Source organism: Streptomyces sp. R11 (genome assembly GCF_041051905.1).
Taxonomy (GTDB): domain Bacteria; phylum Actinomycetota; class Actinomycetes; order Streptomycetales; family Streptomycetaceae; genus Streptomyces.
This window is the reverse complement of record NZ_CP163432.1, coordinates 6,740,072-6,763,968: the sequence shown is the minus strand read 5'-3', so window position 1 is coordinate 6,763,968 and position 23,897 is coordinate 6,740,072. Positions and strand designations below refer to the sequence as shown.

At 67.0% G+C, this 23,897-nt stretch carries 13 protein-coding genes, 1 tRNA gene and 2 rRNA genes; 3 read left to right on the top strand and 13 right to left on the bottom strand.

Annotated features, from left to right (window positions below; translation table 11 throughout):
* The first annotated feature begins 172 nt into the window (after nt 1-172).
* The gene (locus AB5J55_RS31220; protein ID WP_369273803.1) at nt 173-1,069 is read left to right on the top strand and encodes an Fpg/Nei family DNA glycosylase; all 897 of its coding nucleotides are present in this window, start codon (nt 173-175) and stop codon (nt 1,067-1,069) included.
* Nucleotides 1,070-1,101: 32 nt separating this feature from the next.
* Nucleotides 1,102-1,866: an SDR family NAD(P)-dependent oxidoreductase gene (locus AB5J55_RS31215; protein ID WP_369273802.1), complete on the top strand. Its 765-nt coding sequence runs from the start codon at nt 1,102-1,104 to the stop codon at nt 1,864-1,866.
* Here AB5J55_RS31215 and AB5J55_RS31210 read toward each other — a convergent pair.
* The 9 genes from AB5J55_RS31210 to AB5J55_RS31170 form a co-directional block, all read right to left on the bottom strand.
* Complete coding sequence (locus AB5J55_RS31210; RefSeq protein ID WP_369273801.1) at nt 1,814-2,092, bottom strand: hypothetical protein; 279 nt, start codon at nt 2,090-2,092, stop codon at nt 1,814-1,816. The genes AB5J55_RS31215 and AB5J55_RS31210 overlap by 53 nt on opposite strands.
* Before the next feature lie 318 nt (nt 2,093-2,410).
* Nucleotides 2,411-2,791, bottom strand: a complete 381-nt coding sequence (locus AB5J55_RS31205) for a helix-turn-helix domain-containing protein (RefSeq protein WP_062700236.1) — start codon at nt 2,789-2,791, stop codon at nt 2,411-2,413.
* 109 nt (nt 2,792-2,900) lie between these two features.
* Nucleotides 2,901-3,446: a CinA family protein gene (locus AB5J55_RS31200; protein ID WP_369273800.1), complete on the bottom strand. Its 546-nt coding sequence runs from the start codon at nt 3,444-3,446 to the stop codon at nt 2,901-2,903.
* Nucleotides 3,443-4,240, bottom strand: a complete 798-nt coding sequence (gene pgsA / locus AB5J55_RS31195) for a CDP-diacylglycerol--glycerol-3-phosphate 3-phosphatidyltransferase (protein ID WP_369273799.1) — start codon at nt 4,238-4,240, stop codon at nt 3,443-3,445. Before pgsA ends, AB5J55_RS31200 begins: the two co-directional genes overlap by 4 nt.
* Nucleotides 4,237-5,715, bottom strand: a complete 1,479-nt coding sequence (gene rimO, locus AB5J55_RS31190; protein WP_369273798.1) for a 30S ribosomal protein S12 methylthiotransferase RimO — start codon at nt 5,713-5,715, stop codon at nt 4,237-4,239. Before rimO ends, pgsA begins: the two co-directional genes overlap by 4 nt.
* A gap of 94 nt (nt 5,716-5,809) precedes the next feature.
* On the bottom strand, nt 5,810-6,640 hold the full coding sequence (locus AB5J55_RS31185; protein ID WP_369273797.1) for a helix-turn-helix domain-containing protein: 831 nt from the start codon (nt 6,638-6,640) through the stop codon (nt 5,810-5,812).
* Between the two features lie 279 nt (nt 6,641-6,919).
* Nucleotides 6,920-9,661, bottom strand: a complete 2,742-nt coding sequence (locus tag AB5J55_RS31180; RefSeq protein WP_369273796.1) for a DNA translocase FtsK — start codon at nt 9,659-9,661, stop codon at nt 6,920-6,922.
* A 161-nt stretch (nt 9,662-9,822) separates the two neighbouring features.
* Nucleotides 9,823-10,503 carry a response regulator gene (locus AB5J55_RS31175; protein ID WP_328422666.1) on the bottom strand — a complete coding sequence of 227 codons (681 nt, stop codon included), beginning with the start codon at nt 10,501-10,503 and terminating at the stop codon, nt 9,823-9,825.
* Between the two features lie 244 nt (nt 10,504-10,747).
* Complete coding sequence (locus AB5J55_RS31170; RefSeq protein WP_369273795.1) at nt 10,748-16,222, bottom strand: HAMP domain-containing protein; 5,475 nt, start codon at nt 16,220-16,222, stop codon at nt 10,748-10,750.
* 378 nt (nt 16,223-16,600) lie between these two features.
* On the opposite strand from AB5J55_RS31170, the gene AB5J55_RS31165 reads away from it, so the two are divergent.
* The gene (locus AB5J55_RS31165) at nt 16,601-19,351 is read left to right on the top strand and encodes a SpoIIE family protein phosphatase (protein WP_369273794.1); all 2,751 of its coding nucleotides are present in this window, start codon (nt 16,601-16,603) and stop codon (nt 19,349-19,351) included.
* Between the two features lie 63 nt (nt 19,352-19,414).
* Here AB5J55_RS31165 and AB5J55_RS31160 read toward each other — a convergent pair.
* The 4 genes from AB5J55_RS31160 to AB5J55_RS31145 all read right to left on the bottom strand — a co-directional run bounded on the left by AB5J55_RS31160 (nt 19,415) and on the right by AB5J55_RS31145 (nt 23,668).
* A tRNA-Thr gene (locus AB5J55_RS31160) sits at nt 19,415-19,490 on the bottom strand.
* A 77-nt stretch (nt 19,491-19,567) separates the two neighbouring features.
* The gene (locus AB5J55_RS31155) at nt 19,568-20,230 is read right to left on the bottom strand and encodes a DegT/DnrJ/EryC1/StrS family aminotransferase (protein WP_369276345.1); all 663 of its coding nucleotides are present in this window, start codon (nt 20,228-20,230) and stop codon (nt 19,568-19,570) included.
* A gap of 114 nt (nt 20,231-20,344) precedes the next feature.
* A 5S ribosomal RNA gene (gene rrf, locus AB5J55_RS31150) occupies nt 20,345-20,461 on the bottom strand.
* Nucleotides 20,462-20,546: 85 nt separating this feature from the next.
* Nucleotides 20,547-23,668, bottom strand: a 23S ribosomal RNA gene (locus AB5J55_RS31145).
* Nucleotides 23,669-23,897 lie beyond the last annotated feature (229 nt).

Sequence of the window (23,897 nt, the reverse complement as noted above, 5' to 3'; positions counted from 1 at the left end):
ACCGGCGGCCCGTAGCCCGTAGCCAACGACGCGCCGCCCAACCCGAGGCCGAGCCACCGACCCAAACCCTGCCCGACCCACCCAGCGCCAGCCCCCCCCCATCCCCCCCACCAGCCCCACCCACCCCACGATCCGCCCCCCGCACACCTCGGCCCCATGCCACCCTTGACCCATGCCCGAAGGAGACACGGTCTGGCAGACAGCGAAACGGCTGCACACAGCCCTCGCGGGCGAAATGCTGACCGTCAGCGACTTCCGGGTACCGAAGTACGCCACGGTCGACCTCACGGGCCGTACGGTCCTGGACGTCACCCCGCGCGGCAAACATCTCCTCACCCGCGTCGAGGGCGGCCTGACGGTCCACACACACCTCGGGATGGAAGGTTCCTGGAAGGTCTTCGCCGACCAGGAGCGCTGGACGGGCGGTCCCTCCTACCAGATCCGTGTGATCCTCGCCGCCGCCGACGCCCGTCCCGGCCGCACGGCCGTCGGGTACCGCCTCCCCGTGCTCGACCTCATGCGCACCACCGAGGAAGACCGAGCAGTGGGCCACCTCGGCCCCGACCTTCTGGGCCCGGACTGGGCACCTGACCGCGCCCTCGCCAACCTCCTGGCCGACCCCGCCCGCCCCCTCGGCGAGGCGCTGCTGGACCAGCGCAACCTCGCCGGCATCGGCAATGTCTACAAGAGCGAGCTGTGCTTCCTGCTCCGGGTCACCCCCTGGCTCCCCGTCGGCGCACTCCCGACCGAGCACGCAGCCCAACTGCCGGTACTCGCCAAGAAGCTGCTGGAAGCCAACCGCGACCGCCCAGTCCGCAGTACGACGGGCCGCCGGGGCCAGGACCTCTTCGTGTACGGCCGTGCCAGGCGCCCCTGTCTGCGCTGCGGCACCTCCATCCGCGCGGCCGACCAGGGCGACGGCTCCCGCGAGCGTCCCACCTACTGGTGCCCGAACTGCCAGGCGGGCCCGGCCCCGAACACCGCCGCCGCCGCGCGCAGGGCTCCCCGCACCGCCCGAGGGACCCTCTCTCCGAACCGGCCCAGCACTCCACCCCGCACCACTAATTGACGACCCGTCAGATCTCCTCGTACCGTCCTTTCATGGCTGTCAAGGCGTACGACCTCACCGGACGCACCGCATTCGTCACCGGCGCAGCCAGCGGCATCGGCCGCGCCTCGGCCGTCCTCCTCGCCGAGGCCGGCGCAACCGTGCACTGCGCCGACCGTGATGCGCAGGGCCTGCATGACACGGCGACCCTGATCAAATCGAGCGGCGGCACCGCACTCACCCATCACCTCGACGTGACCGACCGCGAGCAGCTCCGCCAGGCCGTCGCATCCTGCGAACGACTCGACGTGATGGCCGCGGTCGCCGGGATCATGCACAGCAGCCCGGTTCTGGAGACCCGCGACGAGGACCTGGACCGGGTGCTGAACGTCAACTTCAAGGGAGTGCTGTACGCCTGCCAGGAGGCTGCCCGAGCGATGCTCGCCCAGCGCATCAGAGGCAGCATCGTCACCATGGCCTCCGGCGCCGTGGACACCGGCGGCCCGGGCCTGCTCTGCTACGGCGCGGCCAAGGCTGCCGTCGTGCAGCTGACCAAGACGCTGGCGACGGAGATGGGCCCGAACGGCATCCGCGTCAACGCGGTCGCCCCGGGCTGGATCCGTACACCCATGACCGACCGCCACGACAGCGCGGCCCAGACGCACACCGAGGCACTCATGGCCCGCATGTCGCCGTTGGGCCGGGTCGGCGAAGCGGAGGACATCGCGCACGCTGTGCTGCACCTGGCGTCCGACGCCTCGTCCTTCACGACGGGGCAGATCCTGCGTCCGAACGGCGGTGTGGCGATGCCGTGGTAGCCCGCCCCACCTGCCAGGCCCGAGCCCACCGCCGCGAGTCGACAGCTCCCGTGGCCCGCCCCTTCGGCACACAGTGCACCGGCAACAGGCTCAGCCCCCACCCTCCCGCGGCGACGGCGCCCTCCAACACCCCCGCGCCGGGCGCCAGCGCGAGCCGCAGCACGGCCCACCACCACAGCGCCCCGAACCCGAGGATCACCCCCCAGCGCGCTATCGGCCGTGCCATCCGCTCACCTCCAGCCCGAGGCTAGGCCGCCCGTTCACCCGCCGGGAGGGCGCACCGGCGGCACACGGATGCAGCGCGGGCCAACGTCATCACAGCGCGTCAGGCGTCGATCACACCCTCCACCATGACCGCCGGGCCCCGCACCGGCAAACGGACACCGCAAGGCCCCACGAGGCCGGGCAGGGGCCCGCACACAGCACAAAAGTCCCCGGACAGCACGAAACCCCGACCGCACTCCCCCAGGTCTCCCTGGAGAAGGCCCGGCCGGGGCCCCACACATCTCAGCGCATGGTCAGTCCACGCGCCCGGTGGTCACCGTCAGGCGGCGACCACGTCGACAGCCTCGGAAGGCGCCTTGATGGTCACCCGTTCCGGTGGCACACCGGTCACCGACACGGAACCCAGCATCGGACGGACCGACGTGGGTACAGGTTCGCTCGGAGTGGCCGCAGCAGACTGGGCCAGCTCGGCGAGGGCGAGCTCGTCGCTCACTTCCCGCATGAGCTCGGACATCCGTACGTCAAGCGCGTCGCAGATCGCGGAAAGCAGCTCGGAGGAAGCCTCCTTCTGCCCCCGCTCCACCTCGGAGAGATAGCCGAGCGAGACTCGGGCGGACGAGGAGACTTCGCGCAGAGTACGGCCCTGGCGCTGGCGCTGCCGACGCAGCACGTCACCCAGCAGGCGACGGAGCAGAATCATCGGTGGCTCCCTCCTCGGACCGCGTAGCCGCATCCTTCACGCCCCACCGTACCGCCTTGCGCCGCGGCCGTGCGGGGAGCGATGTCGTGTTCACTCAGGGCTGCAAACATCAAAACCCCCCGTTCTGTTCCGTATCCTGTGCCCGCTCATTCCCACTGTGTTCGCTCGCAAGCTCCTTCAGGAGGAGCGCGAGTACGCTCCGTACACTCTCCATACGAATTTCCGCGCGGTCGCCGTTCAACCGCAGGGCCTCCACTTTTCCGCCACCGGCGGAACCGGAACCGTGGCCGACGGGTCCGTCCACGGCCACGAAGACGGTCCCCACGGGCTGTCCGTCTTGTTTCTCGGGCCCTGCTACGCCGGTCGTGGCAATGCCCCAGTCGGCTCCCAGCGCCTTCCGCACGCCGGCTGCCATTTGAGCCGCGACCTGCGGATTCACAGCTCCATGACGTGCCAGCAAGGCGGCGTCGACGCCGAGCAGCTCATGCTTCACCTCGGTGGCGTAGGCGGTCACCGACCCCCGGAAGGCCTTGGATGCCCCAGGGGCGGCTGTGATTTCCGCCGCCACCAGTCCGCCGGTCAGCGACTCGGCGACAGCGAGCGTCTCACCGTTCACTACGAGTAGTCGCACCAGGTCGGCGGCCGGGGAACTCACGCTTCCGTCTCCTCCAACGCGGCCTTGCGCTCTGCGATTCCTTGCCTGCGCAGCACAATGGCTTGTCTCACATAGTCGAGCCCTGTCACCACGGTCAGCACGACCGCCGCGGCCATCACCCACCACCGCAAGGTGGCCAGCCACCCCGTCAGCGCCAGGATGTACATCCCGACGGCCACGCCCTGCGTGAGGGTCTTCAGCTTGCCGCCGCGGCTCGCCGGGATCACGCCGTACCGGATGACGATGAAACGAAGCAGCGTGATCCCGAGTTCCCGGCCGAGGATGACGCCGGTCACCCACCACGGGAGATCGCCCAGCGCGGACAGACAGATCAGCGCCGCCCCCATGATCGCCTTGTCGGCGATGGGGTCGGCGATCTTCCCGAAGTCGGTGACGAGGTTGTACGCCCGCGCCAGATGACCGTCGAAGAGGTCGGTGATCATGGCGATGGCGAAAGCCGCCCAGGCCAGCGAGCGCCACGCCGGGTCGTATCCGCCGTCGGCCAGCATCAGCGCCACGAACGCGGGCACCAGCACCAGCCGGAGCATGGTCAGGAGGTTGGCGACGTTCCAGACGCTTGCCTGATTGACGGCCGCAGCCGCGATCTTCCCGCCGCGCGCGGGCTTCGTACCGCCGGGGACACCCGGCTCGGCGCCGCCTGTCTTCGAGCCGCCGGCCGCCTTCGAACCGCCCGCCTTCGAGCCACCGGCCTTGGACGAACCCACCGCACTCGCTCTGCCTGCCGCACCCGCCGGGGAGGAGCCACCCGCGGCGGACGCCGGAACTCCGGTCATCTGCCAGCCTCCTCACTACACGCGAGCGTGCCCTGCAGCGGCTCGGCCACCAGGTCGACACCTTCCGTACCGACCACCTTCGCCTCGACCATACGACCGATGCTCAGTCCTTCGCCGCTCGTGAGCAGCACCTGGCCGTCCGTCTCCGGTGCCTGGTGCGCCGCACGGCCGTACGCGCCGTCCCCGTCCTCGGAGTCCACCGACTCGACGAGCACCTGCAGCGTCTCCCCGAGGCGCTCTTCTGCACGCTGCGAGACGAGCTCCTCCGCGAGCCGGGAGACACGGGCCAACCGCTCGGCGACGACGTCCTCGTCGAGCTTGTTCTCGTAGGTCGCGGCCTCCGTACCGTCCTCGTCGGAGTAGCCGAAGACGCCGATGGCGTCCAGCCGCGCGCCGTTCAGGAACCGCTCCAGCTCGGCGAGGTCGGCCTCACTCTCGCCGGGGAAGCCGACGATGAAGTTGGAGCGCACGCCGGCCTGCGGCGCCTTGCCGCGGATGGTGTCGAGCAACTCCAGGAAGCGGTCGGTGTCCCCGAAGCGGCGCATCGAGCGCAGCACGTCGGGCGCCGAGTGCTGGAAGGACAGGTCGAAGTACGGGGCGATCTTCGGCGTCGAGGTCAGCACGTCGATGAGGCCCGGCCGCATCTCGGCCGGCTGAAGGTAGCTGACGCGGACACGCTCGATGCCGTCGACCTCGGCGAGCTCCGGCAGGAGGGACTCCAGCAGACGGATGTCGCCCAGGTCCTTGCCGTACGAGGTGTTGTTCTCGGAGACCAGCATGATCTCCTTCACGCCCTGCTCGGCCAGCCACCGCGTCTCGTTCAGCACGTCGCTGGGCCGGCGCGAGATGAAAGAACCACGGAAGGACGGGATGGCGCAGAAGGAGCAGCGCCGGTCACAGCCGGAGGCGAGCTTCACCGAGGCGACCGGGGCCCCGTCGAGACGGCGGCGCAGGGGCGAGCGCGGACCGGAGGCTGGAGCGATCCCTTCCGGAAGGTCGACGGGCGCGTGCCCGGGCAGCGCGACCTCGGCCGCGGACTCCTGCCGCTCGGCCGGGCTGATCGGCAGCAGCTTGCGCCGGTCGCGCGGGGTGTGCGAGGCGTGGATTCCGCCATTAAGGATGGTCTGCAGGCGGTCCGAGATGTTGGAGTAGTCGTCGAAGCCGAGCACGCCGTCGGCCTCGGGGAGGGCCTCGGCGAGCTCCTTGCCGTACCGCTCGGCCATACAGCCCACCGCCACGACGGCCTGGGTTCTCCCATGCCCCTTGAGGTCGTTGGCCTCCAGGAGGGCGTCGACGGAGTCCTTCTTGGCGGCGTCGACGAAGCCACACGTGTTGACGACGGCGACATCCGCGTCCCCGGCGTCCTCCACGAGGTCCCAGCCGTCCGCCTCCAAGCGGCCTGCGAGCTCCTCCGAGTCCACCTCGTTACGGGCGCAGCCAAGAGTGACGAGTGCGACGGTACGGCGTTCAGGCATGGGCTCAAGACTACTTTGTCTCACTGACAGCCCACGTCGACGGGGTTGGCCGATCTTGGCCAACCCCGTCCACAACCAAACCCTTGAGCCAGACTTATCCGGCCTGCGGGTCGCCCTTCGTGTACGTGAGGCGCTCCACGGCGCCCGGCTGCCAGTCGTCCTCGATCTTCTTGCCGTTGACGTAGAGGTCGATCGCGCCGGCGTCACCCAGGACGAGGTTGATCTTCTCGCTGTCCTGGAAGGTCTTGGAGTCACCCTGCTTGAGGAGGCCGTCGAAGAGGAGCCGGCCGTTGTGGTCCTTGATGGCGACCCAGCTCCTTCCGTCGGCGGCGCTGACCTGGACGGTCACCTTGTCCTGGGGGACGGCGGCGATGGCGCTGTCCGACGGCTTCGGGTCCTTGGGCTTGTCGGTCTTCGGCGTGGGCGTGGTCTTGTCGGCGGTCGGCGTCGAGCCGCCCTCGGCGACCGCCGACTTGCCACCCTCGTCCTCGCCCTTGAACGCGGTGAACCCGACGAACCCGATCACGGCGACGATCGCGGCGACCATGGCCGCGGTCCAGTTGGGCCCGCGCCGCTCGGGACGGATGCGCTCCGCCTCGAACAGGGGGGCAGCCGGGGTCGGCGCCGGTCGTCCGCCGTGCGAGTCGTCGTACTGGTCGAGGAGGGGGGCAGGATCGAGGTGGACGGCTTTGGCCAGGGTCCGGATGTGGCCACGGGCGTACACGTCGCCGCCGCAGGCGGCGAAGTCGTCCGCCTCGATGGCATGCACGATGGCGATCCGGACCCGGGTGGCGTTGGTGACGTCGTCGACAGTCAGCCCGGCATCGATACGGGCCTGCTGGAGGGCACGGCCGATCGAGGGGCGGGCTTCCTCGGACACGTCTTCGAACGGACGCTCGTCTTCAGGGGAGTTGCCGATGGACACGGGGGCGCCTTTCGAGCGTTTAAGCCACCTGTGCTGCAGGTTCAGTCTAGGGGGGGTACGAAAGGGTGGGGCAACCGGGCGGTGGGACTTTGTACGCCATCGGAATGGCCGGACACGCCGATGGTGGGGTTACGAGATTGTCGCGCTTCCCTCAACTTGACGTACGCCGAAGGGGAACGGTTGCTCAATGATCCCTTACGGGTGAGTCACGATCGAACATCGACTCATCACCCACCCGTCGGGGGCCATCACTGTGTCGCTTTTCCGCCCCGGAGTCTTTTAAGCCTCCCCGCGGATCAGGGCGAGCACTCCGTCCAGCTCATCAGGTTTCACAAGAACGTCACGAGCCTTGGAGCCCTCGCTCGGTCCGACGATGTTGCGGGACTCCATGAGGTCCATCAGCCGCCCCGCCTTGGCGAACCCGACCCGCAGCTTGCGCTGGAGCATCGACGTCGAACCGAACTGCGTGGAGACCACCAGCTCGGCCGCCTGGCACAGCAGATCGAGGTCGTCACCGATGTCCTCGTCGATCTCCTTCTTCTGCTTCGTCCCCACGACGACGTCGTCCCGGAAGACCGGCGCCATCTGGTCCTTGCAGTGCTGGACGACGACCGCGACCTCCTCCTCGGTCACGAACGCGCCCTGCATACGCGTGGGCTTGTTGGCACCCATCGGCAGGAACAGCCCGTCGCCCTTGCCGATCAGCTTCTCGGCTCCGGGCTGGTCGAGGATGACGCGCGAGTCCGCGAGCGAGGACGTGGCGAACGCGAGCCGTGAGGGGACGTTCGCCTTGATGAGACCGGTGACGACGTCGACCGACGGCCGCTGCGTGGCGAGCACCAGGTGGATGCCGGCCGCGCGCGCGAGCTGCGTGATGCGCACGATCGCGTCCTCGACGTCGCGCGGCGCGACCATCATCAGGTCGGCGAGCTCATCCACGATGACCAGCAAGTACGGGTACGGCTGAAGCTCGCGCTCACTGCCCTCCGGCGACTTCACCTTGCCGTTGCGAACAGCTTCGTTGAAGTCGTCGATGTGCCGGTAGCCGTACGCCGCCAGGTCGTCGTACCGAAGGTCCATCTCCCGTACGACCCACTGGAGCGCCTCGGCGGCCCGCTTCGGGTTGGTGATGATGGGCGTGATCAGGTGCGGGATGCCCTCGTACGCGGTCAGCTCGACGCGCTTGGGGTCGACCAGGACCATGCGGACGTCCTCCGGGGTCGCCCGCATCATCACCGAAGTGATCAAGCAGTTAATGCAGGACGATTTACCGGAACCGGTCGCACCGGCAACCAGCACATGCGGCATCTTCGCGATGTTGGCCATCACATAGCCGCCCTCGACGTCCTTGCCGAGTGCGACCAGCATCGGGTGGTCGTCCTCGGCGGCCGCCGCGAGGCGCAGCACGTCACCGAGGTTGACCATCTCGCGGTCGGTGTTGGGGATCTCGATGCCGACCGCGGACTTGCCGGGAATCGGGCTGATGATCCGCACGTCCGGGCTGGCGACCGCGTACGCGATGTTCTTCGTCAGCGCCGTGATCCGCTCGACCTTCACGGCCGGCCCGAGCTCGACCTCGTAGCGCGTGACCGTCGGCCCGCGCGTGAAGCCGGTGACGCGGGCGTCGACCTTGAACTCGGTGAAGACGGTGGTGAGCGACTCGACGATGGCGTCGTTGGCGGCGCTGCGCGACTTGCCGGGGCCGCCGCGCTCTAGGAGGTCGAGCGACGGGAGCGAGTACGTGATGTCACCGGACAGCTGGAGCTGTTCGGCGCGCGTGGGCATGTCGCGCATCTGCTCGGGCGCGGCCTTGGTGAGGTCCGGAACCTCGACCTTGCCGAGGTTGGTCACCTCGGACTTGGGGAGCTTCTCCTGCTTGGGCCGCGCGGCCGGTACCGGCGTCGGCACCGGGGTGGTCTCCGCGCGGTCGCCCACGCTCACGCCCTGGGTGAGGTCGGCGACGATCGGCGAGGGCGGCATCCCGTGCAGGACGGCGCCGTCGAGCGCGGCGGCAGCGGCCGCGGCGACGTCCACAGCGTCCATGGGGCGTTCCATCTCGGGCTGCGGCACCGCCGAGCGCCTCGGACGGCCGCGACGCCGCGAGAGGGCCTCCTGCTCGGCGCTGTCGGGGTCGTACGCCTCGGGGGCCGGACGGCGCTTGCGACCACGCGCGGCGGGCAGCGACTCGCGCCACTGGTCGTCGTAGCGCTCGTCGTCGTCTGCGTACTCGTCGTCCTCTTCGGGGTCGGGCAGGATCCCGAGCTTCACACCGAGCAGCCGCAGCCGCTGCGGGATGGCGTTCACCGGTGTGGCCGTGACGACCAGCAGACCGAAGATCGTGAGCAGCACGAGCAGCGGTACGGCGAGGACCTCGCCCATGGCGTACGTCAGCGGAGTCGCCGCGCCCCAGCCGATCAGCCCGCCGGCGTCCCTTATGGCCTGCATGCCGTCGCTGCGGGCCGGCGAGCCGACGGCGACGTGGACCTGGCCGAGCACGCCGATGACGAGCGCGGACAGCCCGATGACGATACGGCCGTTGGCCTCGGGCTGCTCGGGGTGCCGGATGAACCGGACGGCGACGACGGCGAGCAGTATCGGCACGAGCAGGTCGAGCCGGCCGAAGGCGCCGGTCACGATGATCTCGACGAGGTCGCCGACGGGACCGCGCAGATTGGACCAGGTGCCGGCGGCGACGATCAGCGCGAGCCCGAGGAGCAGCAGCGCGATTCCGTCCTTGCGATGGGCGGGGTCGAGGTTCTTCGCGCCCTGCCCTATGCCGCGGAAGACCGCGCCGACCGCGTGTGCGAGCCCGAGCCAGACGGCGCGTACGAGGCGGTAGATGCCCCCGGTGGGGTTGGGCGCCGGCTTGGGCGCGGGCGCGGCTTTCTTCGCCGCGGCCTTCTTGGCCGGCGCCTTCTTCGCGGGGGCTTTCTTGGCGGCGGCCTTCTTCGCCGGAGCCTTCGTCGAAGCGGCCGCCTTCTTTGCGGGCGGCTTCTTGGCTGCGGAGGGACGTGAGGCCATGGGTGTGAGGTTACCGGTGGAGAAGACAGCGGACACGTGTGCCCACTGCTTCACCCGTTCGTGTCGCCCTTGCGGGGGCGGTGAACTGACGCCGGTTCACGTGCCGGTCACGCTTCGGACGGCCCGGATACGTGCGCGCGTCAACACGCGCCATCACGACGTCAGTTCTGCGAGGGAACCGATGACGCGCTTCCGGTGCCCGGCTCCAACGCGTCGAGCGCCCGCCGCAATCCCGTGAGTTTGCGTTCGAGATGAGCCGCCGTGGCCACCGCGGCCGCATCGGCCGAGTCGTCGTCAAGCTGTTTGGACAGCGCCTCGGCCTGCTCCTCGACCGCGGCCAGCCGCGCCGACAGCTCGGCCAGCAGCCCCGCCGGCTCCTTGGAGTCGGCACCCGAGGCCTTGCCGCCGCCCTCCAACTGGAGCCGCAGCAGCGCCGCCTGCTCACGCAGCTGGCAGTTCTTCATGTACAGCTCGACGAACACCGAGACCTTCGCCCGCAGCACCCACGGGTCGAACGGCTTGGAGATGTAGTCCACCGCACCCGCCGCGTAGCCGCGGAAGGTGTGATGCGGGCCGTGGTTGATCGCGGTGAGGAAGATGATCGGGATGTCGCGGGTCCGTTCTCGCCGCTTGATGTGCGCCGCGGTTTCGAAACCGTCCATTCCCGGCATCTGGACGTCCAGCAGAATGACCGCGAAGTCGTCCGTCAGCAGTGCTTTGAGCGCTTCCTCCCCGGACGATGCCCGCACCAGGGTCTGATCGAGCGCAGAGAGGATCGCCTCCAGCGCCAGCAGATTCTCCGGCCGGTCATCGACCAGGAGGATCTTGGCCTTCTGCACCATGGCCCGCCCTCCTCGCCCCGGCAGTGCACCGGGCTCCGCCCCAGGGGACGACTCCGTTACGCCGCCCGCCCTCGTGCCGGTCATGGTAGCCGCACCCCGCCTGTCGCCACACCCTGTCACCGCGATGTCACTGTGCACGTAGCAGAAACGCAGCGGGAGACCAGAAGGTTCCCCGAATCCCGCACTTCTACACGGCTTCGAGCACACTGAGTCAGCAACTCCGCGTGAACACTGTCAGCTGCCGTCACTGCTCGGTCATCCACTGATCCATCACCGCCAGCAGATGATCGGGGTCGACCGGCTTCGTCACGTAGTCGGAGGCGCCCGACTCGATCGCCTTCTCCCGGTCGCCCTTCATCGCCTTGGCGGTCAGCGCGATGATCGGGAGCCCGGCGAACTGCGGCATCCTGCGGATCGCCGTGGTCGTCGCGTATCCGTCCATCTCGGGCATCATGATGTCCATCAGGACGACTGCCACGTCATCGTGCTGCTCCAGGACCTCGATGCCCTCACGGCCGTTCTCCGCGTACAGCACGGACAGGCCGTGCTGCTCCAGGACACTGGTCAGCGCGAAGACGTTGCGGATGTCGTCGTCCACGATCAGAACCTTCTCGCCACCGAAGCGGATGCCCCGGAGCGACTGCGGCGTCCTGGTCTGCTCGGGCGCCGACCACTGCTCCTGCTGCGCCGGCCGCTGTTCCAGCTCACTGGCGGCCCTGCGGCGGCGCCTGAAGAGCGCCGCGGCACCGTTCTGCGTCTCCCGGTACGACCGCACCTCGGCCGGCGTCTCGATCTCCACGTCGGCCAGCTCCGCCAGCTCGGCGGCCGAGGCCACCAGATCGCCCGCGTCGAGGGACGGCAACTGCTGCTGGTAGCCGTGTGGGGGCAGTTCGCTCGGGTGCAGGGGCAAATACAGCGTGAACGTCGAGCCGCGTCCCGGCTCGCTCTGCGCGTGGATCTCACCGCCGAGCAACTGCGCGATCTCCCGCGAGATCGACAGCCCAAGCCCCGTACCGCCGTACTTACGGCTGGTCGTGCCGTCCGCCTGCTTGAACGCCTCGAAGATCACCCGCATCTTGCTGGCCGCGATCCCGATGCCGGTGTCGGTCACGGAGAACGCGATCAGCGGCGCGTCCGCCTCGGTCAGCGAGCCGGCCTCCAGCAACTGCTCCCGGATCTTCTGCGGCACGTCCGTCCCGGCGGGCCGGATGACCAGCTCGACCGACCCGGAGTCGGTGAACTTCACCGCGTTGGACAGCAGGTTGCGCAGCACCTGCAGCAGCCGCTGTTCGTCGGTGTGCAGAGTGGCGGGCAGCTCCGGCGAGACCCGTACGGACAGGTCCAGGCCCTTCTCCGCGGTCAACGGCCGGAAGGTGGCCTCCACGTAGTCGACGAGCTGCACGAGCGCGATACGCGTCGGGGAGACGTCCATCTTGCCCGCCTCGACCTTCGACAGGTCGAGGATGTCGTTGATCAGCTGGAGCAGGTCGGAGCCGGCGCCGTGGATGGTCTCGGCGAACTCGACCTGCTTGGGCGAGAGGTTGCCCTCCGCGTTGTCGGCGAGCAGCTTGGCCAGGATCAGCAGCGAGTTGAGCGGCGTACGCAGCTCGTGCGACATGTTGGCGAGGAACTCGCTCTTGTAGCGCATGGAGACCGCGAGCTGTTCGGCGCGCTCCTCCAGGACCTGCCGCGCCTCCTCGATCTCGGTGTTCTTCACCTCGATGTCGCGGTTCTGCTGGGCCAGCAGCTCGGCCTTCTCCTCCAGTTCGGCGTTGGACGCCTGAAGGGCCTTCTGCCGGTTCTCCAGCTCTTCCGACCGCTCACGGAGCTGCTCGGTCAGCTCCTGCGACTGCTTCAGCAGCACCTCGGTCTTGGTGTTGACGGAGATGGTGTTGACGCTGGTCGCGATCATCTCGGCGATCTGGTTGAGGAAGTCCTTCTGGATCTGCGTGAACGGCGTGAAGGAAGCCAACTCGATCACGCCGAGCACCTTGCCCTCGAACAGCACCGGAAGGACGATCACCTGCGCGGGCGGCGCCTCACCGAGTCCCGAGGAGATCTTCAGATAGCCGCTGGGCGCGTTCTCCACCAGGATCGTGCGCTTCTCCTCGGCGGCCGTCCCGATGAGCGCCTCACCGGGCCGGAAGGACGTCGGCATGGAACCCATCGAGTAGCCGTACGACCCGAGCATCCGCAGCTCGTACTGGTCATCGTTCTCGGCCGCCAGGTCCTTGCCGTCGAGCAGCGGCATGGCGACGAAGAACGCACCGTGCTGCGCAGTCACCACCGGCGTCAGCTCGCTCATGATCAGCGAGGCGACGTCCGCCAGATCGCGGCGGCCCTGCATGAGTGCCGAGATCCGGGCGAGGTTGCCCTTGAGCCAGTCCTGCTCCTTGTTGGCGATCGTGGTGTCGCGCAGGTTGGCGATCATCTTGTTGATGTAGTCCTGGAGCTCCTGAATCTCGCCGGACGCGTCGACGTCGATCTTCAGGTTCAGGTCACCGCGGGTCACCGCGGTCGCCACGCGCGCGATGGCACGCACCTGCCGAGTGAGGTTTCCTGCCATTTCGTTCACGGACTCGGTGAGGTCCCGCCAGGTGCCGTCGACATCACGCACGCGTGCCTGACCGCCGAGCTGTCCTTCGGTGCCCACCTCGCGGGCGACTCGGGTGACCTCCTCCGCGAAGGACGACAGCTGGTCGACCATCGTGTTGATCGTCGTCTTGAGCTCGAGGATCTCGCCCCGGGCGTCAATGTCGATCTTCTTGGTCAGGTCACCCTTGGCGATGGCGGTCGTGACCATGGCGATGTTGCGCACCTGACCGGTCAGGTTGGACGCCATCTGGTTCACGGACTCGGTGAGGTCCTTCCACGTACCGGCCACACCCGGCACATGCGCCTGACCACCCAGGATGCCGTCCGTGCCCACCTCGCGGGCCACCTTGGTGACCTGGTCCGCGAACGAACTCAGCGTCTTCACCATGGTGTTGAAGGTGTCCGCGAGCTGCGCGACCTCGCCGCGCGCCTCGATCGTCACCGTCCGCGTCAGATCGCCGTTGGCGACCGCCGCCGCGACCTGGGAGATGTTCCGCACCTGGACGGTCAGGTTGTTGGCCATCAGGTTGACGTTGTTGCTGAGGTCCTTCCAGATGCCCGTGGCCCCCGGCACGTGCGCCTGGCCACCGAGGATGCCGTCGGTGCCCACCTCACGGGCCACTCGGGTCACCTGCTCGGCGAAGGACGACAGCTGGTCCACCATCGTGTTCACGGTGGTGACGAGCTCGAGGATCTCGCCCTTTGCGTCGACAGTGATCTTCTTCGACAGGTCCCCCTTGGCGACCGCCGTCGTGACCTCGGCGATGTTGCGCACCTGGATAGTCAGGTTGTTCGCCATGAAGTTCACGGACTGCGTGAGGTCCTTCCAGGTGCCGGAGACACCCTGCACCTCGGCCTGCCCGCCGAGGATGCCCTCGGTGCCCACCTCACGGGCCACACGCGTGACCTCTTCGGCGAACGACGACAGCTGGTCCACCATCGTGTTCAGGGTGTTCTTCAGCTCCAGGATCTCCCCGCGCGCGTCCACGGTGATCTTCTGGGACAGGTCACCCCGGGCCACGGCCGTGGCGACCTGGGCGATGTTGCGCACCTGGCCGGTCAGGTTGGAGGCCATGCCGTTCACGGAGTCGGTCAGGTCGCGCCACACACCGGCGACGCCGGGCACCTGCGCCTGTCCGCCCAGGCGACCCTCGGTACCCACCTCACGCGCGACCAGGGTCACCTGGTCGGCGAAGGACGACAGCTGGTCGACCATCGTGTTGATGGTGTTCTTCAGCTCCAGGATCTCGCCGCGCGCGTCGACGTCGATCTTCTGGGACAGGTCACCCCGGGCGACCGCCGTGGTCACCTGGGCGATGTTGCGCACCTGGGCGGTCAGGTTTCCCGCCATCCCGTTGACGGAGTCGGTGAGCTCCTTCCACGTACCGGCCACACCCGGTACCACCGCCTGCCCGCCCAGCCGGCCCTCGGTGCCCACGTCCCGGGCCATGCGCGTGACCTGGTCGGCGAACGACGACAGCTGGTCCACCATCGTGTTCACGGTGTTCTTCAGCTGGAGCATCTCGCCGGAGACGTCCACGGTGACCTTTTGCGACAGGTCACCGTTGGCCACCGCCGTGGTCACCTGAGCGATGTTCCTCACCTGTCCGGTGAGGTTGCGGAACGCGGTGTTGACGGAGTCCGTCAGGTCCTTCCAGGTCCCCGCGGCCCCAGGCACCTGCGCCTGACCGCCGAGCTCACCCTCCACACCGACCTCACGCGCGACACGCGTGACCTCGGAACCGAACGACGACAGCTGGTCGACCATGCCGTTGACGGTGTTCTTCAACTCGAGCATCTCGCCGGCCACGTCGACCGTGACCTTCTGCGACAGGTCACCATTGGCCACGGCCGTGGTGACCGCCGCGATGTCCCTCACCTGAATGGTCAGATTCCGGAACACCGTGTTGACGGAGTCCGTGAGGTCCTTCCACGTGCCCGCCGCGCCCGGCACGTTCGCCTGGCCGCCCAGCCGGCCCTCCGCGCCGACCTCGTTGGCCACGCGCGTGACCTCGTCCGCGAAGATCCGCAGCGTCTCGGTCATCTGGTTGATCGTGTCCGCGAGCTGAGCGACCTCGCCGCGTGCCGACACGGTCACCTTCTGCGACAGGTCACCATTGGCGACCGCGGTCGTCACCTGCGCGATTCCTCGCACTTGCGCGGTCAGGTTGCCGGCCATGAGGTTCACCGAATCGGTGAGGTCCTTCCACACGCCGGCCACACCGGGCACCTGCGCCTGCCCGCCCAGCTCGCCCTCGGTGCCCACCTCGCGCGCGACTCGCGTCACCTCGGAGGAGAAGGACGACAGCTGGTCCACCATCGTGTTGACGGTGTTCTTCAGCTCCAGCATCTCGCCGGCCACGTGGACCGTGACCTTCCGGGACAGATCACCCTTGGCAACGGCCGTGGTCACCAGTGCGATGTCCCTCACCTGGGCCGTCAGCCGGTACGCCATGGTGTTGACGGAGTCCGTGAGGTCCTTCCACGAACCCGACATGCCACGCACGCGTGCCTGCCCGCCGAGCTTGCCCTCGGTGCCCACCTCGCTGGCCACACGCGTGACCTCGTCGGTGAACGTCGACAGCTGATCGACAAGGTTGTTTACAGTCCGCCCGACCTTGAGGAACTCCCCCCGCAGGGGATGCCCGGTCCCGTCCTGGGCCTGCGTCCGCAGCTCCATGCGCGGCGACAGATCACCGTCGGCCACCGCGGACAGCACCCGGCCGACCTCGGAGACGGGCCGTACGAGGTCGTCGACCAGGGCATTGGAGTTGTCGACGGCGGCCGCCCAGGAACCCTCACAGGCGCCCGTCTCCAGCCGCTCCGTGAGTTTGCCCTCGCGGCCGACCATGCGCCGCACCCGCGCCAACTCACCCGTCAGATGGAGATTGCGGTCGGCCACCTCGTTGAAGACGGCCGCGATCTCCGACATCACGCCGTCCCCGGACACCGTGAGCCGCTTCCGGAAGTTCCCGTCGCGCATCGACACAAGGGCCGTCAGCAGCCGGTTCAGGGCAGCCGTGTCCACCGCAGTGGTCCCGCCTCGCGTTTTGCGCTCGTTCCTCAGGGACTGTCCGCCTTTCGCGCGCGTCTTAGTGCCCCGCGTCGCTGCGCCAGACTCCACTGTGTCCCTCCCGCAGGGGTCGACCGTTACTGCTGTGCTCGGGTTCTACTGTTCGGCGTACCCGTTACTGCTGGGTATTCCTGCCGGATATACCAGGCCACACCACGTGCTGCTGCCCGCGATACGCGAACGACACTCGGCCTGCCCGGACCTTCACAAGAAGCTTGCCCAGTGTTTCACCCCCGCCGAACCCGGCCATAACAGTTCGGCAGCTTCGCACATCGTCCGCACACCCTCCGGACGGAAACACTGCAGACCGGCATCCGCAGGGACGGCGAAGGTAAGTAACCTTGCATGCGGCTGTCCAGCCGCGCCGGTCCGTCCGGCCTGGGCGGTGGCAGGAGGAGCAACGAGCGGGCATCGGAGGGGCAGCCGGACATGACCACCGGACTGATCCCGGGGGGACAATCCCCGGAGCGGCCGACGGGCGCGCAGATGCCGCACCAGCGGCGCGAGCTCGCCGGCCACGGGGCCTTGCACGTCGACAACCGGACGAGGAGTTCTGTGATCACCGCGCGCGCGGCAGCCAGCTTCGACCCCGTCGGGCGATCGGTCGCGAGCGCGCGCTCCTTCGTCCGCGACACACTCCAGGGCTGGGGCTTCGCCGACATCGTCGACGACGCCGTAGTCCTCACCAGTGAATTGGTGACGAACGCCGTCGTGCACGCGGGTACGTCCGCCGACGTTCTGTGTCTGCGCAGTGACGACGGCGTACGCGTCGAGGTGGCCGACCGGTATCCGGAGCGCGAGATCCCCCTCCAGGGCTCGCCCGTCAACATGGGCAGCCCCGACCGCGAGGGTGGCCGCGGCCTCCAGCTGTGCGCGGCCCTGGCCGGCCGCTGGGGCGTCGAGTACACACCCACGCACAAGCAGGTCTGGTTCCAACTGGACCTCCCCGAGCGCCCTGTGGGCACCCGCGCAGCGGGCCCGTCCCTGCCGTCCGACCTCCTCCCCCTCGCCGACGGCCGCGTCCGCGTCGCGGTGGTCCAGATCGACCGTTCGGGCGCCATCTCGTCCTGGAACGAGGACGCGGAGGACCTCTTCGGCTACGCGGCCGAGCAGGTCACCGGTAAGCCCCTCACCGACCTCGCCGCCTGGCCGCACACCCCGGGCACGAGCACCGGAATCGCCGAGGCCCTGCAACTCTCGCGCTGGGAAGGCAGCTACGGCATAAGGGGCGCCAACGGCCGCGTCACGCCGGTGTACGCCTCCCACCTCCGCGTCCGTGACACGGGCGGCGAACCGTCAACGGTCTGCCTTCTGGTCCGGGACCACGAACGGGCTGTTCTGCAGACCCCGTTGCGCATCCCGGCATCCGACAGCACCAACGAGGCGCAGAGCACCGACCCGTTCGAGGTGTTCATCGGCTCACCCGCCCCGGACGACCTCGACGGCCTCCTCCAGCGCACGGTGGAACGCGCCCGGGACATGCTCGACGGCGACTCGGCGTTCCTGCTCCTGGCGACCGACGACGAGACGGAGTTGGAGGTCCGCGCCTCCACCGGCCTGCCCTCCGCCCGTCAGCGCTTCGCGCGCGTGCCCGTCGAGGCGGGCCCCGGCCGCTACGGCTCGGCCCGGATGCCGGCGGTCCACGAGGACCTCACGATGGTCCCCGGCGCCGTCCCGCTGCTCAGGGGCACCGGAATGCGCTCGGTCGTCACGGTCCCCCTGAAGGTCGAGGGCCGCCTCACCGGCTCCCTCGGCGTCGCTGCCGAGGCCCCCGCGAGATACTCCAACGAGGAGGCGCTTCGCCTCCAGTTCGCGGCCGACCGCATCGCCCTGGCCGTGGAGTCGGCCCGCCTGGGCGAACTGGAACGCCTGCGCCGGGGGTCGCTCAGCTTCCTCGTCGAGGCCTCCGACCTGCTCGCCGGAACCCTGGACCGTGACCAGACCCTGGCCCTGATGGCCCAGATGACGGTACCGACCCTTGCCACCTGGTGCGCGGTCTACACGATCGCCGACCAGGCCTCCGAGCCCTACCTGTCGTACGTCCTGCACGAGGACGAGGAACTCATCGACGGCATTAAGTCTCTGCTGTCGAAGATCTCCCCTCCCGACCCCGTCCCCACCCCCGGCGCCCGCGTCTGGTCGGCCCCGGCCCAGGCGGCCCACCAGGCGGCCCTGCGCACCTCCATGCGCAGCCTGGGCCTCGGCGAGCCCCCGCACCGGGTCAGCTCGGGCATCGGCATCGGCCCCACCCTGGCCACGGCGTCCGCGGTGGGCGGCGAGACGGTCGTACTGCCGCTGGTGGCCCGCAACCGCGTCATCGGCATGTTGACGCTCGGCAAGCCGACGGACGAACACTTCCGCCAGGAAATCCTGGAGTTGGCGGAGGACCTCTCGCGAAGGGCCGCCCTGGCCCTGGACAACGCCCGCCTCTACTCCGAGCGCACCGCCATCAGCCAGTCCCTCCAGCGCAGCCTCCTGCCGCCCGAGCTGCCCCTGATCGACGGCGTCGAGGTCGAGGTCATCTACCGCGCGGCCGGCGAGGGCAACGAGGTCGGCGGTGACTTCTACGACCTCTTCCCGATCAGCGACGGCGCCTACGGCTTCGCCATCGGCGACGTCTGCGGTACGGGCCCGAACGCGGCGGCGGTCACCGGCCTCGCCCGGCACGCACTCCGGCTCCTCGCACGCGAGGGTCTCAGCGGCCCTGCGGTGCTGGAGCGCCTCAACTCCGCCATCCTCGACGAGGGCGCCCGCAGCCGCTTCCTGACGCTCCTCTACGGCGAGTTGAGGCCCCAGGAGGACGGCAGCGCCGAGCTGAAGGTGGTCTGCGCCGGCCACCCGCTCCCCCTCCGCCTGCGCCAGGACGGCACAGTCGAACCGGCAGCCGAACCCCAGCCTCTCCTCGGCGTCATGGACGACCTGGAGCTCTACGAGCAGACAGTCACCCTCGACCCCGGTGACGTCCTCCTCTGCGTCACGGACGGTGTCACCGAACGCCGCGAGGGCAGCCGCATGCTGGGCGACGACGGCCTCACCGACGTCCTCACCACCTGCACGGGCCTGACGGCGGGCGCAGTGGCGGCCCGCATCATGCGCGCGGTCGAACGCTTCGCCTCGGACGCCCCGTCCGACGACATGGCCATCCTGGCCATGCGCGTCCCTGGCCTTCACAAGGACTAGGACCGAGGGCGACACGGGGAAGACATGCAAAAGGCCCCGCCCAATTGGGCGGGGCCTTCAGTCTGGAGCCCCCAAACGGAATCGAACCGTTGACCTTCTCCTTACCATGGAGACGCTCTACCGACTGAGCTATAGGGGCCTGTCACCTTTTGCGAAGTTTCCCTCGCGGCAACGGAATAGATCATACCCCGAACACACCCGTGCTCCCAAACCCGCTCAGAACGCGGGCTGGAGAAGTCCCCCGAGTGCATTGCAGGCGGACACGATCCGCTGCATGTCCTTCTTGGTCAGAGACGCGTCGACGGGCAGAGCCAACGTTTCGTCAGCCGCTCGTTCGGTCTCCGGCAGGGACACACACCGCCGGAACTCGGGCAGCCTGTGCACAGGCGTCTTCACCGGCACCCGGCACTCAACTCCCCTGGCCCGCACGGCCCGAGCGAATGCGTCGCGATCCGGCCGCCCATTCCCCGGTACACGCACGACGTACTGCTGATAGGTGTGCCCGTCACCACCATCGGGCGTCTGCACGCCCTTCAACTTCCCGTCCAGGTAAGCGGCCCGCTGCCGACGCTGAGCGATCTCGTCGTACGGAGCCTCGGACTCGCCCTGCTCCAGCACCAACAGCTCATGCCGCTGCCCGATCTCGTGCAACCGCGCGATGTCGGCCCACCGGCCGAAACGGTGTACGGCGACGACAGCCGCCGTCCGCGAGGTGACGAGCGCCTCGACAGCGCCGGCGTCCAGGCAGTACGTCACCGGATCTATGTCGGCGAACACCGGCAGCGCCCCGGCCAGGATCACAGCCTCGGCGACTTCGACGTTCCCGAAGGCCGGTACGACAACCTCGTCACCGACTCCGACGCCGGCGGCCCTGAGCATTGCAGCAGTACCCATGTGTGGGATGTTGGTTGCGAAACGTGAACTTCAGGTGACGCACAACAAAAAAGGGTTGGACCCGGAACCGAAGTTCCGGGTCCAACCCTATTAAAAGGAGTTCGGCGGCGTCCTACTCTCCCACAGGGTCCCCCCTGCAGTACCATCGGCGCTGTAAGGCTTAGCTTCCGGGTTCGGAATGTAACCGGGCGTTTCCCTCACGCTATAACCACCGAAACACTATGAAACTGTCAGCCGCACCGCATGTGGCCATACGGGGCTGTTCGTGGTTTCAGAACCAACACAGTGGACGCGAGCCTCTATGGACAAGCCCTCGGCCTATTAGTACCGGTCACCTCCACACGTTACCGTGCTTCCAGATCCGGCCTATCAACCCAGTCGTCTACTGGGAGCCTTACCCCATCAAGTGGGTGGGAATACTCATCTCGAAGCAGGCTTCCCGCTTAGATGCTTTCAGCGGTTATCCCTCCCGAACGTAGCCAACCAGCCATGCCCTTGGCAGAACAACTGGCACACCAGAGGTTCGTCCGTCCCGGTCCTCTCGTACTAGGGACAGCCCTTCTCAATATTCCTACGCGCGCAGCGGATAGGGACCGAACTGTCTCACGACGTTCTAAACCCAGCTCGCGTACCGCTTTAATGGGCGAACAGCCCAACCCTTGGGACCGACTCCAGCCCCAGGATGCGACGAGCCGACATCGAGGTGCCAAACCATCCCGTCGATATGGACTCTTGGGGAAGATCAGCCTGTTATCCCCGGGGTACCTTTTATCCGTTGAGCGACGGCGCTTCCACAAGCCACCGCCGGATCACTAGTCCCGACTTTCGTCCCTGCTCGACCCGTCGGTCTCACAGTCAAGCTCCCTTGTGCACTTACACTCAACACCTGATTGCCAACCAGGCTGAGGGAACCTTTGGGCGCCTCCGTTACTCTTTAGGAGGCAACCGCCCCAGTTAAACTACCCATCAGACACTGTCCCTGATCCGGATCACGGACCCAGGTTAGACATCCAGCACGACCAGAGTGGTATTTCAACGACGACTCCCCCTGAACTGGCGTCCAGAGTTCACAGTCTCCCACCTATCCTACACAAGCCGAACCGAACACCAATATCAAACTGTAGTAAAGGTCCCGGGGTCTTTCCGTCCTGCTGCGCGAAACGAGCATCTTTACTCGTAGTGCAATTTCACCGGGCCTATGGTTGAGACAGTCGAGAAGTCGTTACGCCATTCGTGCAGGTCGGAACTTACCCGACAAGGAATTTCGCTACCTTAGGATGGTTATAGTTACCACCGCCGTTTACTGGCGCTTAAGTTCTCAGCTTCGCCAGGACGAATCCTGACTAACCGGTCCCCTTAACGTTCCAGCACCGGGCAGGCGTCAGTCCGTATACATCGCCTTACGGCTTCGCACGGACCTGTGTTTTTAGTAAACAGTCGCTTCTCGCTGGTCTCTGCGGCCACCCCCAGCTCAGGAAGCAAGTTCCCTCACCAGTGATGGCCCCCCTTCTCCCGAAGTTACGGGGGCATTTTGCCGAGTTCCTTAACCATAGTTCACCCGAACGCCTCGGTATTCTCTACCTGACCACCTGAGTCGGTTTAGGGTACGGGCCGCCATGAAACTCGCTAGAGGCTTTTCTCGACAGCATAGGATCATCCACTTCACCACAATCGGCTCGGCATCAGGTCTCAGCCTTGTGTGCGACGGATTTACCTACCGCACGGCCTACACCCTTACCCCGGGACAACCACCGCCCGGGATGGACTACCTTCCTGCGTCACCCCATCACTCACCTACTACCAGCTCGGGTCACCGGCTCCACCACTCCCCTCAACTCCGAAGAGATCAGGGCGGCTTCACGGGCTTAGCATTACTGGATTCGATGTTTGACGCTTCACAGCGGGTACCGGAATATCAACCGGTTATCCATCGACTACGCCTGTCGGCCTCGCCTTAGGTCCCGACTTACCCTGGGCAGATCAGCTTGACCCAGGAACCCTTAGTCAATCGGCGCACACGTTTCTCACGTGTGAATCGCTACTCATGCCTGCATTCTCACTCGTGAACCGTCCACCACTGCCTTCCGGCGCGGCTTCACCCGGCACACGACGCTCCCCTACCCATCCATACACCCGTTGGGGCTATTTGTATGAATGACACGACTTCGGCGGTACGCTTGAGCCCCGCTACATTGTCGGCGCGGAATCACTAGACCAGTGAGCTATTACGCACTCTTTCAAGGGTGGCTGCTTCTAAGCCAACCTCCTGGTTGTCTCTGCGACTCCACATCCTTTCCCACTTAGCGTACGCTTAGGGGCCTTAGTCGATGCTCTGGGCTGTTTCCCTCTCGACCATGGAGCTTATCCCCCACAGTCTCACTGCCGCGCTCTCACTTACCGGCATTCGGAGTTTGGCTAAGGTCAGTAACCCGGTAGGGCCCATCGCCTATCCAGTGCTCTACCTCCGGCAAGAAACACACGACGCTGCACCTAAATGCATTTCGGGGAGAACCAGCTATCACGGAGTTTGATTGGCCTTTCACCCCTAACCACAGGTCATCCCCCAGGTTTTCAACCCTGGTGGGTTCGGTCCTCCACGAAGTCTTACCTCCGCTTCAACCTGCCCATGGCTAGATCACTCCGCTTCGGGTCTTGAGCGCGCTACTACATCGCCCTATTCGGACTCGCTTTCGCTACGGCTTCCCCACACGGGTTAACCTCGCAACACACCGCAAACTCGCAGGCTCATTCTTCAAAAGGCACGCAGTCACGAGATACGTGCAAGCACGTATCCGACGCTCCCACGGCTTGTAGGCACACGGTTTCAGGTACTATTTCACTCCCCTCCCGGGGTACTTTTCACCATTCCCTCACGGTACTATCCGCTATCGGTCACCAGGGAATATTTAGGCTTAGCGGGTGGTCCCGCCAGATTCACACGGGATTTCTCGGGCCCCGTGCTACTTGGGTGTCTCTCAAACGAGCCGCTGACGTTTCGACTACGGGGGTCTTACCCTCTACGCCGGACCTTTCGCATGTCCTTCGCCTACATCAACGGTTTCTGACTCGTCCTGTTGCCGGCAGACAACAGAAGAGAGATCCCACAACCCCGTATACGCAACCCCTGCCGGGTCTCACACGTATACGGTTTAGCCTCATCCAGTTTCGCTCGCCACTACTCCCGGAATCACGGTTGTTTTCTCTTCCTGCGGGTACTGAGATGTTTCACTTCCCCGCGTTCCCTCCACTTGCCCTATGTGTTCAGGCAAGGGTGACAGCCCATGACGACTGCCGGGTTTCCCCATTCGGAAACCCCCGGATCAAAGCCTGGTTGACGACTCCCCGGGGACTATCGTGGCCTCCCACGTCCTTCATCGGTTCCTGGTGCCAAGGCATCCACCGTGCGCCCTTAAAAACTTGGCCACAGATGCTCGCGTCCACTGTGCAGTTCTCAAACAACGACCAGTACACCGTCACACACCACCACAGTGGTGCTACACCGGCGCCGGCAACTGAAGGCAGCCATACCGGCCGTACCTTCAGACACCCAACAGCGTGCCCGACACACTCGCCACTCGTGATCAGCGTTCCACGCTCCGAAGAGCAGTACTGGCAGCCCGAGATGACTGAGAGTGCCGAATAATCAACGTTC

Coding starts and splice junctions, on each gene's coding strand:
- AB5J55_RS31220 (WP_369273803.1), top strand. CDS start 173: ATGCCCGAAGGAGACACGGTCTGGCAGACAGCGAAACGGCTGCACACA.
- AB5J55_RS31215 (WP_369273802.1), top strand. CDS start 1,102: ATGGCTGTCAAGGCGTACGACCTCACCGGACGCACCGCATTCGTCACC.
- AB5J55_RS31210 (WP_369273801.1), bottom strand. CDS start 2,092: ATGGCACGGCCGATAGCGCGCTGGGGGGTGATCCTCGGGTTCGGGGCG.
- AB5J55_RS31205 (WP_062700236.1), bottom strand. CDS start 2,791: ATGATTCTGCTCCGTCGCCTGCTGGGTGACGTGCTGCGTCGGCAGCGC.
- pgsA (WP_369273799.1), bottom strand. CDS start 4,240: ATGACCGGAGTTCCGGCGTCCGCCGCGGGTGGCTCCTCCCCGGCGGGT.
- rimO (WP_369273798.1), bottom strand. CDS start 5,715: ATGCCTGAACGCCGTACCGTCGCACTCGTCACTCTTGGCTGCGCCCGT.
- AB5J55_RS31180 (WP_369273796.1), bottom strand. CDS start 9,661: ATGGCCTCACGTCCCTCCGCAGCCAAGAAGCCGCCCGCAAAGAAGGCG.
- AB5J55_RS31175 (WP_328422666.1), bottom strand. CDS start 10,503: ATGGTGCAGAAGGCCAAGATCCTCCTGGTCGATGACCGGCCGGAGAAT.
- AB5J55_RS31165 (WP_369273794.1), top strand. CDS start 16,601: ATGACCACCGGACTGATCCCGGGGGGACAATCCCCGGAGCGGCCGACG.
- AB5J55_RS31155 (WP_369276345.1), bottom strand. CDS start 20,230: ATGCTCAGGGCCGCCGGCGTCGGAGTCGGTGACGAGGTTGTCGTACCG.